The sequence below is a fragment of the Thioalkalivibrio sp. genome (assembly GCF_007692535.1).
In the GTDB taxonomy this organism is placed as follows: Bacteria; Pseudomonadota; Gammaproteobacteria; order Ectothiorhodospirales; family Ectothiorhodospiraceae; genus Thioalkalivibrio.
Map to the genome: position 1 here is coordinate 1 of NZ_REBW01000088.1, position 13,021 is coordinate 13,021.

The window sequence follows — 13,021 nt, forward strand, 5'->3', positions numbered from 1 at the left end:
GACGCGAAGGCTCCCCTGCACGTGGTCGTGCTTGCCGCCGGCAAGGGCACGCGCATGCGTTCGCGCCTGCCGAAGGTCCTGCAGCCGCTGGGCGGCGAACCGCTGATCGCGCACGTGCTCCGGCGCGCCCGCGGGCTGGACCCGCGCGCGGTCACGGTAGTGGTCGGGCACGAAGCCGAACGCGTGCGGCAGGCGACCAACGCCGACGATCTCCGCTTCGTCGAACAGGTGGAACAGAAAGGCACCGGACACGCGGTCAGTCTGGCCCTGGCCGGCGAGGACCCTTCCGACCTGGTGCTTGTACTCTACGGCGACGTGCCCCTGATCCCGGAGGCGGACCTCGCGGCCTGCCTGGACGGGGAGGCCCGCCTGGTGGTCCTCGGGGCGGAGATCCCGGACCCGACCGGATACGGCCGGCTGATCGAGCAGCCGCCGGGCCATCTCGAGCGGATCGTCGAGGAACGCGACGCCGACGTGGCGACCCGGCGGATCCGGCGCATCAATACCGGGATCCTCTGCGCCGCTGCCGGCGACCTCCAGCGCTGGTTGGCCGCCGGGGAGTCCGAGGCCGCTCACCGTCAGGGCGAGTGGTACCTGACCGATGTGGTCGCGGCCGCGCGCGCCGAGGGCCTGCCGGTCGCACTGGTACTGAGTTCTTGGCCCGAGGCCGTCCTGGGGGTCAATGACCGGGTTCAGCTGGCGCAACAGGAGCGGCAGTATCAGCGGGCACGTGCCGAGAGCTGCCTGCGCGACGGTCTGATGCTGGCCGATCCGGCGCGGTTTGACCTGCGTGGCGACCTCGCCTTCGGACAGGACTGCCTGATCGACGTGAACGTGATCCTGGAAGGCAGCGTTCGGCTCGGCGACGGCGTCCGGATCGGCCCGGGTTGCCGACTGCGCGACGTGACCGTCGGCGATGATGCCGTGATCGATGCCTATTCGCTGCTCGAGTCCTGCGAGATCGGCCCGAATTGCCACGTCGGTCCCTTCGCTCGCCTGCGCCCCGGCGCGCTGCTGCAGGCCGGTGCGCGCGTCGGCAACTTCGTCGAAATGAAGAACGCGACGCTCGGTCCCGACGCCAAGGCCAATCACCTGACCTACCTGGGCGACGCGACGGTCGGCGCGCGCGCCAACATCGGCGCCGGCACCATCACCTGCAACTACGACGGCGCGAACAAGCACCAGACCCGCATCGGCGCCGATGTCTTCATCGGCTCGAACTCGGCCCTGGTGGCGCCGGTGGTCGTGGGGGACCATGCCACCATCGGCGCCGGAACGGTTCTGACCCGGGACGCGCCGCCCGGCAAGCTGACGCTGACGCGGTCGCCTCAGGAGACCCGAACCGACTGGGAACGCCCGCGAAAGACATCCCGCCCAACCATGGATTAGACTGCGGCCATGTGTGGAATCGTCGCTGGCATCGCTGAACGCAACATCGTCCCGATCCTGATCGAGGGACTGCGCCGCCTCGAGTACCGAGGCTACGACTCGGCCGGGATCGCCCTGCTCGCGGACGGGATCCTGCTGCGCGAGCGTGCCCTGGGCAAGGTCGCGGCGCTCGCCGACGTCGTCGAGCACAACGGCTTGAAGGCCAACGCGGGAATCGCCCACACCCGCTGGGCCACGCACGGCAAGCCCAGCACCGACAACGCCCATCCCCACGTCTCCGTCGAGCGCATCGCGGTGGTCCACAACGGCATCATCGAAAACCACGCCGAGTTGCGGGCCACGCTCGAAGCGCGCGGCCACCGCTTCACCTCCGAAACCGACACCGAGGTCATCGCCCACCTGATCGTGGACGAACTCGGGAACGGCAGCGGCGACCTCCTGACGGCCCTGCGCGCCGCGGCCCGCAAGCTGCAGGGCGCCTTCGCGGTGGCCGTGCTGGACCGGGACGCCCCGGAGCGCGTGATCCTGGCGCGCGAGGGCAGCCCGCTGGTCATCGGCCTGGGTATCGGCGAGAACTTCGCCGCCTCCGACATCCAGGCGCTGCTGCCGGTCACGCAGCGCTTCATGGATCTGGAAGACGGCGACTTCGCGGTGCTGGAACGTCTCGACATCAAGGTCGTCGACATCGACGGGATGCCGGTGCAGCGGCCGGTGCGCGAAAGCAGTCGGGAGTCCCTCGCCGCCGACCGTGGCGAGTACCGGCACTTCATGGCCAAGGAGATTCACGAGCAACCAGAGGCTATTGCCGCGACCCTCGAAGGCCGCCTCGGTGCGCAGGGCCTGCTGCCCAACCTTTTGGGTCCGGATACCGCACGTCGTCTCGCGGAGGTGCGAGCAGTCCAGGTCGTTGCCTGCGGCACCAGTTATCACGCCGGCATGGTGGCCCGCTACTGGATGGAGGCCGTGCTGGGTCTGCCTTGCCAGGTCGAGGTCGCGAGCGAATACCGCTATCGGCCCCACGTGGTCGCGCCGGGCACCCTGCTGGTCGTGATCTCCCAGTCGGGGGAGACTGCGGACACGCTCGCGGTGCTGAAGCAGTCGCGTGCGGAACCCTTCTGTGCGCGACTCGCCATCTGCAACGTTCCCGAGAGCGCGATGGCGCGCAATGCGGACCTGGTGCTGATGACCCACGCCGGCCCGGAGATCGGCGTGGCCTCGACCAAGGCCTTCACCACCCAGCTGGTGGCGCTGGCGATCCTGGTGCTGCTGCTCGCGGAGCATTGCCCGGAGGCGACCATGCCGGCCGAGGTCCGGGCCCAGTGGCTCCAGGCCCTGCGCGCCCTGCCGGATCAGGTGCGCGCGGTGCTGGCCATGGACGACGAAGTCGCGCTGGTGGCCGAGCAGCTGGTCGAGCGGGAACATGCGCTGTTCCTTGGTCGGGGCCTGCATTTCCCGATCGCGCTGGAGGGGGCCCTGAAGCTCAAGGAGATCTCCTACATCCACGCGGAGGCCTATCCCTCGGGCGAACTCAAGCACGGCCCGCTGGCCCTGGTGGACGCGGACATGCCCGTGATCGCCGTCGCTCCCAACGATACTCAGCTGGAGAAGCTCGCGAGCAACCTGCAGGAGGTGCGCGCGCGTGGCGGCCAGCTGATCGTCTTCGCCGAGCGCGACACCGCCAAGGCCCTGAGCGCCGCCGACATCTGGATCGGCCTGCCCTGTGGCCGCGTCTTCGAGCCGCTGGCCCCGGTCCTGTTCACGCTGCCGCTGCAACTGCTCGCCTATCATACCGCGGTGCTGAAGGGCACCGACGTCGATCAGCCCCGCAACCTGGCCAAGTCCGTCACCGTCGAGTGACCATCCGCGCCGTGTCTCCCGAGCCGTCCCGGCCGGCGGTCGGGTCGGTGGGACTGCGCAAGCGATGACCCGGCGCCTGTCGCACGTGGTGGGCTTCGACGATGCCCCCTTCGACCGCGGGCACCGGGGCGACGTGCTGGTCGTCGGCGCGGTCTTCGCCGGACAGCGGCTCGAAGGCGTGCTTTCCACGAAGGTGCGCCGCGACGGCGCCAACGCGACGGCGCGGCTGGCCGAGTGTCTGGCCGGTTCCCGCTATCGGCCCCAGCTGCAGGCGGTCCTGTTGCAGGGCATCGCCTTCGCCGGTTTCAACGTCGTGGACCTGGCAGACCTGCATCGGCGCACCGGCCTGCCGGTGCTGGTCGTCGCGCGCCGGGCACCCGACCTGGGGGCGATTCGCAGCGCGCTGCTCGCACACGTTCCCGGCGGCGCCCGCAAGTGGCGCCTGATCGAGGCGGCCGGGGCGATGGAGCCGCAGTCCGGGGTCTACGTGCAGCGCTGCGGGCTGTCGTCGGCCGAGGCGGAGGGGCTGGTAACCGGCCTGCAGATCCATGGCCGCCTGCCCGAGCCGCTGCGTGCGGCGCACCTGATCGCCGGCGGCGTTGCCACCGGCGAGAGTCGCCATCGCCCCTGATGTGACAGTCGCGGCTACCCCCGTACCGTGACCCAGGCCGCCACGGCGGACGACCGTTCCCCAACGCACCAGCTTATGGAGTGCGGGAGCTTGCTCCCGCTTTTCGACGCAGGGACCAACCCAGCGCCCCAAAGCGGCGGCGAGCCGCCGCACTCCAAAGGCGCTGCCCCATGGGCCGGGGCGGCGGCCATCCGTCTGGCCGATCCGGCGTGAACCCCGTATGCTACAGAGCGTTCGCGCTGCAAGAGTGAGGGGGGGATGTCGAATCCGGAAGCCTTGAACCAGGCCCCATCGATCGACCCGGGTGGCCGCGCCTGGTGGCGGAGGCCTGGAAGCCTCTGTCGGACGCTCCTCGGGAGCGGGTTGCTGCTCGGGTTCCTGGCCGTGGCGTCGGGCTGCGCAGTGGGGGTCGACGCTCCAGGCGCCCGGTTGGCCTACGAACTGAACACCATCGAGGTGGTCCGCGCCGCCGGGCCCAGCGTCGTCTCCGTTCGTGTCTCGGCCGTGGGCGAGCAGAACGAGCGCCCGCCCGGAAGTCAGAGGGTCGCCGGAGGGAGCGGCTTCGTGGTCGACGAAGAAGGCCGCATCATCACCAACTTCCACGTCGTCGCGATGGCGATCGGCGAGACCTCGGACGATCGCGTCGAACTGGCCCCCGGGGCTTCGCTCAGCGTCTCCTATCTCGGGAGTCCCGAGATCGAGCACCCGGTGCGGGTCGTGGGTGCGAATCCGGACGTCGATCTGGCGTTGCTCGAACTGCGGCGTCCCGGTGAGGCGCCGACCGTCGCGGCGATTCCGCTGGCCGATTCGGACCGGGTGCTGGTCGGCCAGAAGGCGATCGCGATCGGCAATCCCTTCGGCCTGCATTCCAGCGTGACGGCTGGCATCGTCTCCGCGGTGGAACGCCACCAGCCGGGGCTGGTGGGCATCGACATTCCCTATATCCAGACCGACGCCGCGATCAATCCCGGCAATTCGGGCGGCCCGCTGCTGAACTCAGCCGGGCAGGTCGTCGGCATCAACAACACCATCCTGGCCCCCGCCGGCGCCTTCGCGGGCATCGGTCTCGCTGTGCCCAGCAATCTGCTGCGCGAGGCGATGCAGGAGCTGCTCGCGGGCGGTCTCTCCGGCCTGGCGGCTGCCGCTGCCCAGTTGCCGGACCGGCCCCGGCTGGGCCTGCAGATCGGGTTGCGGGTCGCGGATTATCCGCGTGCGTTGCGCGAACATCTGGGCCTGCCCGCCCAGGGCGTGGTGGTCACGGGCGTGTCGAAGGATGGTCCGGCCGATCGCGCCGGCATCAGGGGCCCCGAGGGCGCCGTGTTGATCGATGACGAGCCGTATCCGGTCGGCATGGACGTGATCACGGCGATCGAGGGCCAGCCGGTTGCGCGGGCCATCGATGTCCAAAGGGTCATCCTCGAGCGCGAGGCGGGCGACGTCGTGACCGTCACCCTCTGGCGCGACGGCAGCGAAACCGAGGTGGAGATTGCGCTGGAGGTGGTCCCGGTCGACGACTGAGGCCGAGTGGGTCATCAGTCCGCCGAGCGACCCCGGAGGAGGCGATGCATGGATGAAAACGACCGCGAAGGCTACGACCGCGCCATCGGGCTGATGCGTGACTGCGCGACCGAGGACGGCTTTCTGGCCTCACCCACGGAGCGTTCGAACTACCGCCGCATCTGGGCACGCGACGGCGCGATCCTCACGTTGGCCGCATTGCGTGCCGACGACGATGAACTGATCGCGACCGCCCGTCGCACCCTGGAGGTGCTGGCGCAGCACCAGGGTCCGCACGGCGAGATTCCCAGCAACGTCGATCCCGGGACCGGGCGGATCAGTTATGGCGGGACCACCGGACGCGTCGACGCCGGCCTGTGGTTCGCGATCGCCTGTGCCGAGTACTGGCGCGCTTCCGGCGACGGGGCTTTTCTGGATGCGCTGCTGCCTGCGCTCGAGAAGGTGCGGTTTCTGCTCGGCGCCTGGGAATTCAACAACCGCGGTCTGCTCTACGTGCCGGTGACGGGCGACTGGGCCGACGAGTACCTGCAGAGCGGCTACGTGCTTTACGATCAGCTGCTCTACCTGCAGGCACAACGCGGCTTTGCGGCCTTGCACGCCGAGGTCCACGGGTCACGCGACCATGCCCTGCTGGAGAAGATCAGCCGGCTGCGCCACCTGATCCGCGCCAACTACTGGTTCGACGAGGACGAAACGAACGCCGCCGACGCCTACCACGACGTGCTGTACCGCAAGGGTCAGGAAGCCGCCCCGCACTGCGCGAACCGCTACTGGATGCCGTCGTTCTCGCCGAGTGGCTACAGCTATCGCTTCGACGCCTTCGCGAATGTCCTGGCCTCGCTGCTCGATGTCGCCGACGCTGCGCGCCGGCAGCGGGTGGACACCTACATCGCCGAGGAACTGCTGCACGATGACCTGCCCCTGCTGCCGGCCTTCCATCCGGTTATTGATCCGGTGCACGAGGACTGGGAGGATCTGCAGTTGATGTTCTCCTATACCTTCAAGAACAACCCGTACGAATTCCACAACGGCGGCCTTTGGCCCATGCTGACCGGCTTCTATGTCGCGGACCTGGCGCGCCGCGAACAGACCGATCAGGCCCGGAAGCTTCTGCAGGCCGTGCATCGGGGCAACGCGCTGACCATCGATGACGAGCCCTGGAGTTTCCCCGAGTACGTGCACGGCCGGAAACTGACCGCCGGCGGTACCCGCCACCAGGGCTGGAGCGCAGCCGCGGCGGTGATCGGCCACCATGCCCTGAAGGGGCGCAACCTGTTTGGGATCGACGATGACGAACGCTGAGATTGTCCTGTGTACCGACCTTGACCGCACCGTGATCCCCAACGGTGCACAGCCGGAATCGCCCGAGGCCCGGCCGCGCCTGCGCCGGCTCGCGGCCCGTCCGGAGTCGACGCTGGTCTATGTCACCGGCCGCCACAAGGCCCTGCTGGAGGACGCGATCCGCGACTACGACCTGCCGATCCCGGACTACGCCATCGGCGATGTCGGCACGACGATCTATCAGGTGCGCGACGGCGAATGGCGACCCTGGGACGCCTGGTCCGACGAGATCGCACCGGACTGGCAGGGCCATGACCGCGAGTCGCTGGCCGAGCTGCTGCGGGGACTGGACGATCTGCAGCTGCAGGAGCCGGAGAAACAGAACGACTTCAAGCTGAGCTATTACGCGCCCACCGGTACCCGGCCCGACGCGCTGCTCGCGGAGGTCCGCGAGCGACTCGATGAGCGCGGCATCCGCGCCAGCCTGATCTGGAGCATCGACGAGGCTGCGGACTGCGGCCTGCTCGATGTGCTGCCGGCCGCGGCCAACAAGCTGCACGCTATCCGGTTCCTGATGCGCGAAAAGGGGTTCAGCGACACGCAGACGGTGTTCTCGGGCGACAGCGGCAACGACCTCGAGGTGCTGGTCAGCGGCCTGCAGGCGGTGCTGGTGCGCAATGCCCCGGACGACGTGCGCGAGGAGGCGATGGAAAGGGTCGCCGAGGCGGGCTACCCGGACCGGCTCTACTTTGCCAGCGGCGGGTTTCTCGGAATGAACGGCAACTACTCGGGCGGCGTACTGGAGGGCCTGGCCCACTTCCTGCCGCATACGGCCGAGTGGCTGGACCCGGACGTCTCCGGCGAGCGCTGATCCGCCTCGGCCAGCGACCAGGGCAAGGCCATTCAGCGCAGGAGAGGACCCTCGACCCGATTCCGCGCCTGGACGCCGGCGAGTTGCTCGATCAGCGTCAGTGCGAAATCCATGGCGACTCCGGGCCCGCGTCCGGTGACCACGCCGGCGTCGACCTCCACCGCCGCACCGGTGGACGCGGTGCCGCTTTCGTCCAGGGCCCCGGTGTAGGCTGTCACCCGGCGGCCCGTCAGCAGCCCGGCGCTGGCCAGGGCCTTGGGTGCCGCGCAAATGGCGCCAACCAGGCGGCCGGCATCGGATTGGCGCAGCAGCAGGGACTGCACGCGGGAATCGTCCCGGAGGTGGTCGGCGCCGGGCAGACCACCCGGCAGCACGATCAGATCGAAGTCTTCGTTCAGGACCTGCGCCAGCGGCTGGTCAGGTACGATCACGACGCCGCGCGAGCATTGCACAGGGTTGTCGTCCAGCCCGGCGACGACAACGGTGAATCCGGCCCGGCGCAGCAGGTCGATGATGGTCACCGCCTCAAGTTCCTCCGCGCCCGGAGCCAGCGGGACCAGGACCCGGATGTTCTCCGGGCTGTCGGTCACAGACGATTACCGAGGATGGCCAGGCCCTTGAGCAGGTTCAGCGCCTCGTAGAGGCCATAGTCGCGCTGGACCAGAGGCTCCTTCTTCTCGTCGTTGGCTGCGTTTCCCGCGTCGTTGTTGCCGGATCCGTTGTCGTTGTCCAACCGGTTCTGCAGGCTGGCCTCGTTGATGGACGGACCGTTGTCCTCGACGCGGGCGACGGTCAGCGGCTCGATCGTGATGTCTGGCTGGATGCCCTCGGCCTGGATGGACCGTCCGTCCGGCGTGTAATAACGGGCCGTGGTCAGCTTGATCGCCGTGTCCTGAGCAAGCGGCAGGATGGTCTGCACGGAACCCTTGCCGAAGGTCGGCGAGCCCATGATCACTGCGCGCTTGTGGTCCTGCAGTGCGCCGGCGACGATTTCCGAGGCGGACGCCGAACCCTCGTTGACCAGCACGACCAGCGGCACGCCGCCCGCGACGTCGCCGGGCGAGGCCGTGTAGCGGAACTGGGACTCCTGCAGGCGACCCTCGGTGTAGACGATCAGGCCCTGGTCGAGGAAGGCGTCCGACACGCCGACCGCGCCGTTCAGCACGCCCCCGGGGTTGTTGCGCAGGTCCAGTACGAGGCCCTGCAGCGCCCCTTTTTCCTTCAGCGACTCGACCGCGCGGACCAGGTCGCGCGCAGTGCGTGCCTGGAAGTTGGTGATGCGCACGTAGCCGAAGCCTGGCTCGAGTTCTTCCCAGCGCACACTCTGCACCCGGATGACGTCGCGGGTGATGGTGATGCGTTGCGGGCCATCGGCGCCATCGCGCATGATCGTCAGCGTGATGTCGGTGCCGCGCTTGCCGCGCATCTTGTTCACGGCATCGGACAGGGTCATGCCCTTCACCGGCGTGTCGTCGAGGCGGATGATCAGGTCGCCGGCGCGGATGCCGGCGCGGCTCGCCGGGGTGTCGTCGATCGGCGAGATCACCTTGATGAAGCCGTCTTCCATCCCGACCTCGATCCCGAGGCCGCCGAACTCGCCGCTGGTGCCGACCTGCAGGTCGCGGAACTCGCGTTCGTCCAGGTAGGCTGAATGCGGGTCGAGCCCCGACAGCATCCCCTTGATCGCGTTGTCGAGCAGTTCGCGGTCGTCGACCTCGGAGACGTAGCTGCGCTTGATGCGCATGTAGACGTCGGTGAACCGGCGCAGATCCTCGACCGGCAGCACGGCGTTGGCGCCGTCGTTACGGTCGGCGAAGACGCCAATCGATACGCTGAGGAAGACCCCCAGGATGACGCCGGTGACGAGGCCGTAGCCGACGCTGAAACGCTTGTTCATGTTCGTGATCCCCACGCGGGAAGCTGTTGTATCAAATGGTAACACCGCAGGCGGGCCGTGCCGAAATGATCCTATCTGCCCGGGGCTGTGTCTGTTGGCTGCCTACTTTGAGTGCCACCAGGGGCGTGGGTTCAATGTCTGACCCTCGTGCCGCAACTCGAAATAAAGCCCCGGCGCGATCACGGTGCTGGTGGCGCCAGCCTGGGCGATCACGTCGCCTGCCGCGACCTGCTGTCCCTGGCGGGCCAGCAGTTCCCTGTTGTTGCCGTACAGGGTCAGGTAGCCCTCGCCGTGGTCGAGGATGACCAGGAAGCCGTAGCCGTGCATCCAGTCCGCGTACACCGCCTGTCCCGGATGCACGGCGCGCACCGCCGCATCGTCGCCGACCTCGAAGACTTCACCGCGCCACTGGGCCTGCAGGCCGCCGCCGCGCTGGCTGCCGAAGCGGTGCAGAAAACCGCCGTCCACCGGGTGTGCCAGGCTTCCGCGGCGATTGGAGAAGAGCGTCCCGGCTCCCGGGGGGAGCGGCTGCGCCGTTCGGGCCGCCGGCTCCGGAGGCTTCTCGGCGGCCTGGGCCGCCATCCGGCGCACGACGTCTTCCAGGGTCTGCGCATTGCGCTCCAGTCGCTCTATCTCTACTGCGTCGCTTTCCACCTCCGTCTGGACCCGCGCCAGCAGCACCCCCAGTTCCTCCTCCTGGCGGGCGATCTCGCGCAGCATCCGGCGCGCTTCGGTCTCCTTGACGATCAGTTCGTCCCGCGCGCTGGCCAGGCGGTCGCGTGCCAGGACCAGGGCGTCCACCTGCCCTGCAATCTCCGCCAGGGCCAGCTCCCGTTGCGCCTGGACCCGGGCGTCGAGCGGACGCTGGTGTCGCCCGATGCGGTCGTCCGACGGCGCCCAGCCCTGATGGCGCTCGCGTAGCCACTGCCCACGCAGCAACTGCCTCGCCTGCTCCCTCGCTGCGGCGAGTTCCCGCTCACGCTGGTCGACCTCCTCCTGGCGTGCGGCCACGGCGCGGTCCTGCTCCGCGACGGCCGCGGCGAGGCCCCGCTGCTCGGCGCGCAGGCCCTGGTTGCGCCGCGCCACCTCCGCAACCCGCTCCTCGAGGCGTTCGATTTCGCGCAGTCGCTGCTGCTGCTCGCGCTCCAGTGCCTGCATGGCCTCGCGAGTCGCCTCGAGTTCGGCGCCGGTCTCGACGGCCGCGGCGGGTATGGCAAACAGCGCCAGCGCGGCCAGGAACCACCCAAGAGGCTGTAACCGGGGAGCTTTCTCCATATCAAGCATTGCGCTCGGGGGAATATACGAGTACTTTTGATTGCTTATATACCGCGTGATAGTCATTCCGGCCCATGATCTTCCAAAAATACGGGTGTCTCACCGTGAATCACGAACCAACCTGCTTCGACGAAGCCCTGATGACGAAGGACGAGGACATCGAGCGCGCGTCGCGTTCGCTGAAGGCGATGTCGCACCCGCTGCGCCTCAAGATACTCTGCATCCTCGGCGACCGCGAGATCAGCGTACAGGAGATCGTCGACCAGGTGGGCACCTCGCAGAGCAACATCTCGCAGCACCTCGGCATTCTGCGCGACAAGGGCATTCTCGCCACGCGCAAGGATGCAAACCGCGTATATTATCGCGTCGGCGACTCCCGCACGCTGCGCCTGATCAGTATGATGCAGGAAGTTTTCTGTCGTTCCTGACCCCCAACGGTTGTCCATATGCTTGAACGTTTGCCGGAATTCCTGGGCAATCACCCCATTCTCTCGGGTGCCCTGGTCGCGATCATCGCGCTGATCCTCTACACCGAGTTCCAGCGCCTGACCCGCAAGTACCGCGCTCTGCCACCCGCCGAGGCGGTGCGCGTGATGAACCAGGAGGGCGCGCTGGTCCTCGACGTGCGCGAGGACAACGAATTCACCGGCGGACGCATCGGGGGTGCCCGGCACATCCCACTGGGCGTGCTGAAGCAGCGGGTGAAGGACATCGAGCGCTTCAAGGAATCCCCTGTGGTGGTGTACTGCCGCACCGGTGCCCGCTCGGCCGTAGCAGCCTCGCAGCTGGTCGCGGCCGGGTTCACCGATGTCACGAATCTGCAGGGCGGCCTCCAGGCCTGGCAGTCCGCCGGACTGCCGGTGAAAAAGAAGTAATCGGTTCGCGATGCGTTTCCAGATCTATCTCAACGGCTTCTGCCCCTACTGCGAGATGGCGTGCGAGCTGCTCGATTCGCTCGGTCACGAATACGACGAGATCCGTATCGATCTGGAGCCGAAGCAGCGGGATGTCATGGTGGAACGCTCGGGGCGTACTTCGGTGCCGCAGATCTTTCTCGGCGAGACGCACATCGGCGGCTACGACGACCTCGCTGCGTTGCACCGTTCCGGCGGGTTGGCGGAATTGCTCGCGCAGCAAGCCGGTGACGAGGGATGAGCGCGTCGACCGCCGTGCATCGGGTGTGTCCCCACTGCGGCCAGGTGAACCGCGTTCCGGATGCCAATGCCGGCGCGGCCCGCTGCGGAGCGTGTCACGAGCCGCTGTTCCAGGGCGAACCGGCGGCCGTCGACCTGGCGCGCCTGGAGCGCTTCGTGTCCCGCGACCAACGGCCGATCCTGGTCGATTTCTGGGCGCCCTGGTGCGCGCCCTGCCGTACGATGGCCCCGCAATTCGTCACCGCAGCGCGCCAGCTGGAGCCGGGCATGCGTCTGCTGAAGCTGGACACCGAGGCAGATCCCGATGCCGGGGCCCGCTTCGGCATCCGCGGCATCCCGACGATGATCCTGTTCCATGGCGGCCGTGAGGCCGCGAGGCAGAGTGGCGCGATGTCCGCCGGCGATATCGTCGCCTGGGCCCGGCACGCCGCTCGCTGAAGACCGCCCCCGCGTGGGCGCGGAACCCGTTCCCAACTTCCCCGAAAACGAGAAAACGACATGGCTGAAGACACCAAGACCGGCAGCACCGATTCCGGCACGTCCCCCGCAGCGAACCAGGGCCCCGAGTTCGCGATCCAGAAGATCTTCATCAAGGACTTGTCGTTCGAGTCGCCTGGCTCGCCCGCGGTATTCCTGAAGGAATGGAAGGGCGACACCAACATCCAGCTGAACACCAAGGCGCGGAAGCTGAACGAGCAGGATGGGCTGTTCGAGGTCGAACTGGGCCTGACGGTCACCACCACCTCCCATGGCGAGACCGCCTACCTGGTCGAGGTCAAGCAGGCCGGCGTCTTCGTCGCGCGCGGTTTCCCGGAAGACCAGCAGGGCCACCTGCTCGGGGCCTATTGCCCGAACCTGCTGTTCCCGTTCGTCCGTGAAGTCGTCGCGGATCTGGTGCTGAAGGGTGGCTTCCCGCAACTGCTGCTGCAGCCGATCAACTTCGACGCCCTGTATGCGCAGCACCAGCAAGAGCAGCGCAGCAAGCCGGCCGAAGCCGGGGAATCGGGCTCGGCCTCCGCCTGAGCCTCCGGCCCCGGGGTTCCGGCGGATCGGACCGCCTCCGTCGCCGCAACGATCAAGGCACTGCGCCGCTCCCGGCGACGAAAAGCCGCAAACGTTAGGTCGGGTTAACGTGAAAGTCACGGCCA

General features: G+C 68.2%; 14 protein-coding genes. 11 read left to right on the top strand and 3 right to left on the bottom strand.

Annotation, left to right across the window (positions count from 1 at the left end; translation table 11 throughout):
- Window positions 1-15: 15 nt before the first annotated feature.
- The 6 genes from glmU (at window position 16) to EA346_RS03670 (ending at window position 7,547) form a co-directional block, all read left to right on the top strand.
- Entirely contained in the window at window positions 16-1,389 is a 1,374-nt protein-coding gene (gene glmU / locus EA346_RS03645) for a bifunctional UDP-N-acetylglucosamine diphosphorylase/glucosamine-1-phosphate N-acetyltransferase GlmU (protein ID WP_296755817.1), read from the top strand.
- A 9-nt stretch (window positions 1,390-1,398) separates the two neighbouring features.
- Window positions 1,399-3,246 (top strand): glutamine--fructose-6-phosphate transaminase (isomerizing), encoded by a 1,848-nt coding sequence (gene glmS, locus EA346_RS03650; RefSeq protein WP_296755780.1) that lies wholly within the window; start codon window positions 1,399-1,401, stop codon window positions 3,244-3,246.
- A gap of 64 nt (window positions 3,247-3,310) precedes the next feature.
- Window positions 3,311-3,877, top strand: coding sequence for a DUF99 family protein (locus tag EA346_RS03655; RefSeq protein ID WP_296755785.1), 567 nt, complete (start codon window positions 3,311-3,313; stop codon window positions 3,875-3,877).
- 258 nt (window positions 3,878-4,135) lie between these two features.
- Window positions 4,136-5,395, top strand: a complete 1,260-nt coding sequence (locus tag EA346_RS03660; RefSeq protein WP_296755788.1) for a trypsin-like peptidase domain-containing protein — start codon at window positions 4,136-4,138, stop codon at window positions 5,393-5,395.
- Window positions 5,396-5,443: 48 nt separating this feature from the next.
- A complete protein-coding gene (locus EA346_RS03665; protein ID WP_296755790.1) occupies window positions 5,444-6,697 on the top strand; it encodes a glycoside hydrolase 100 family protein in 1,254 nt (417 codons plus the stop codon).
- Window positions 6,684-7,547 (top strand): HAD-IIB family hydrolase, encoded by an 864-nt coding sequence (locus EA346_RS03670; protein WP_296755794.1) that lies wholly within the window; start codon window positions 6,684-6,686, stop codon window positions 7,545-7,547. Before EA346_RS03665 ends, EA346_RS03670 begins: the two co-directional genes overlap by 14 nt.
- 32 nt (window positions 7,548-7,579) lie before the next feature.
- Here the strand turns inward: EA346_RS03670 and EA346_RS03675 are convergent, their stop codons facing one another.
- The 3 genes from EA346_RS03675 to EA346_RS03685 all read right to left on the bottom strand — a co-directional run bounded on the left by EA346_RS03675 (window position 7,580) and on the right by EA346_RS03685 (window position 10,719).
- A complete protein-coding gene (locus tag EA346_RS03675; RefSeq protein WP_296755797.1) occupies window positions 7,580-8,137 on the bottom strand; it encodes a DJ-1 family glyoxalase III in 558 nt (185 codons plus the stop codon).
- A complete protein-coding gene (locus EA346_RS03680; RefSeq protein ID WP_296755799.1) occupies window positions 8,134-9,444 on the bottom strand; it encodes a S41 family peptidase in 1,311 nt (436 codons plus the stop codon). Before EA346_RS03680 ends, EA346_RS03675 begins: the two co-directional genes overlap by 4 nt.
- Before the next feature lie 102 nt (window positions 9,445-9,546).
- Complete coding sequence (locus EA346_RS03685) at window positions 9,547-10,719, bottom strand: peptidoglycan DD-metalloendopeptidase family protein (protein ID WP_296755802.1); 1,173 nt, start codon at window positions 10,717-10,719, stop codon at window positions 9,547-9,549.
- A gap of 74 nt (window positions 10,720-10,793) precedes the next feature.
- On the opposite strand from EA346_RS03685, the gene EA346_RS03690 reads away from it, so the two are divergent.
- From EA346_RS03690 to secB, 5 genes are read left to right on the top strand one after another with little or no spacing between them, the layout of a single operon-like run.
- On the top strand, window positions 10,794-11,147 hold the full coding sequence (locus EA346_RS03690; protein ID WP_296755804.1) for a metalloregulator ArsR/SmtB family transcription factor: 354 nt from the start codon (window positions 10,794-10,796) through the stop codon (window positions 11,145-11,147).
- An 18-nt stretch (window positions 11,148-11,165) separates the two neighbouring features.
- Window positions 11,166-11,594, top strand: coding sequence for a rhodanese-like domain-containing protein (locus tag EA346_RS03695; RefSeq protein ID WP_296755807.1), 429 nt, complete (start codon window positions 11,166-11,168; stop codon window positions 11,592-11,594).
- A gap of 10 nt (window positions 11,595-11,604) precedes the next feature.
- Window positions 11,605-11,874 carry a glutaredoxin 3 gene (gene grxC, locus EA346_RS03700; RefSeq protein ID WP_296755810.1) on the top strand — a complete coding sequence of 90 codons (270 nt, stop codon included), beginning with the start codon at window positions 11,605-11,607 and terminating at the stop codon, window positions 11,872-11,874.
- Window positions 11,871-12,311, top strand: coding sequence for a thioredoxin domain-containing protein (locus tag EA346_RS03705; protein WP_296755812.1), 441 nt, complete (start codon window positions 11,871-11,873; stop codon window positions 12,309-12,311). Before grxC ends, EA346_RS03705 begins: the two co-directional genes overlap by 4 nt.
- 60 nt (window positions 12,312-12,371) lie before the next feature.
- Window positions 12,372-12,896: a protein-export chaperone SecB gene (gene secB, locus EA346_RS03710; RefSeq protein ID WP_296755815.1), complete on the top strand. Its 525-nt coding sequence runs from the start codon at window positions 12,372-12,374 to the stop codon at window positions 12,894-12,896.
- The last annotated feature ends 125 nt before the right edge of the window (window positions 12,897-13,021 follow it).

What these genes read in the sequence shown, in the direction of transcription:
- grxC (WP_296755810.1), top strand. Translation starts at nt 11,605, where the DNA reads ATGCGTTTCCAGATCTATCTCAACGGCTTCTGCCCCTACTGCGAGATG.
- EA346_RS03685 (WP_296755802.1), bottom strand. Translation starts at nt 10,719, where the DNA reads ATGGAGAAAGCTCCCCGGTTACAGCCTCTTGGGTGGTTCCTGGCCGCG.
- EA346_RS03705 (WP_296755812.1), top strand. Translation starts at nt 11,871, where the DNA reads ATGAGCGCGTCGACCGCCGTGCATCGGGTGTGTCCCCACTGCGGCCAG.
- EA346_RS03680 (WP_296755799.1), bottom strand. Translation starts at nt 9,444, where the DNA reads ATGAACAAGCGTTTCAGCGTCGGCTACGGCCTCGTCACCGGCGTCATC.
- secB (WP_296755815.1), top strand. Translation starts at nt 12,372, where the DNA reads ATGGCTGAAGACACCAAGACCGGCAGCACCGATTCCGGCACGTCCCCC.
- EA346_RS03655 (WP_296755785.1), top strand. Translation starts at nt 3,311, where the DNA reads ATGACCCGGCGCCTGTCGCACGTGGTGGGCTTCGACGATGCCCCCTTC.
- EA346_RS03665 (WP_296755790.1), top strand. Translation starts at nt 5,444, where the DNA reads ATGGATGAAAACGACCGCGAAGGCTACGACCGCGCCATCGGGCTGATG.
- EA346_RS03690 (WP_296755804.1), top strand. Translation starts at nt 10,794, where the DNA reads ATGATCTTCCAAAAATACGGGTGTCTCACCGTGAATCACGAACCAACC.
- EA346_RS03660 (WP_296755788.1), top strand. Translation starts at nt 4,136, where the DNA reads ATGTCGAATCCGGAAGCCTTGAACCAGGCCCCATCGATCGACCCGGGT.
- EA346_RS03670 (WP_296755794.1), top strand. Translation starts at nt 6,684, where the DNA reads ATGACGAACGCTGAGATTGTCCTGTGTACCGACCTTGACCGCACCGTG.
- EA346_RS03695 (WP_296755807.1), top strand. Translation starts at nt 11,166, where the DNA reads ATGCTTGAACGTTTGCCGGAATTCCTGGGCAATCACCCCATTCTCTCG.
- glmS (WP_296755780.1), top strand. Translation starts at nt 1,399, where the DNA reads ATGTGTGGAATCGTCGCTGGCATCGCTGAACGCAACATCGTCCCGATC.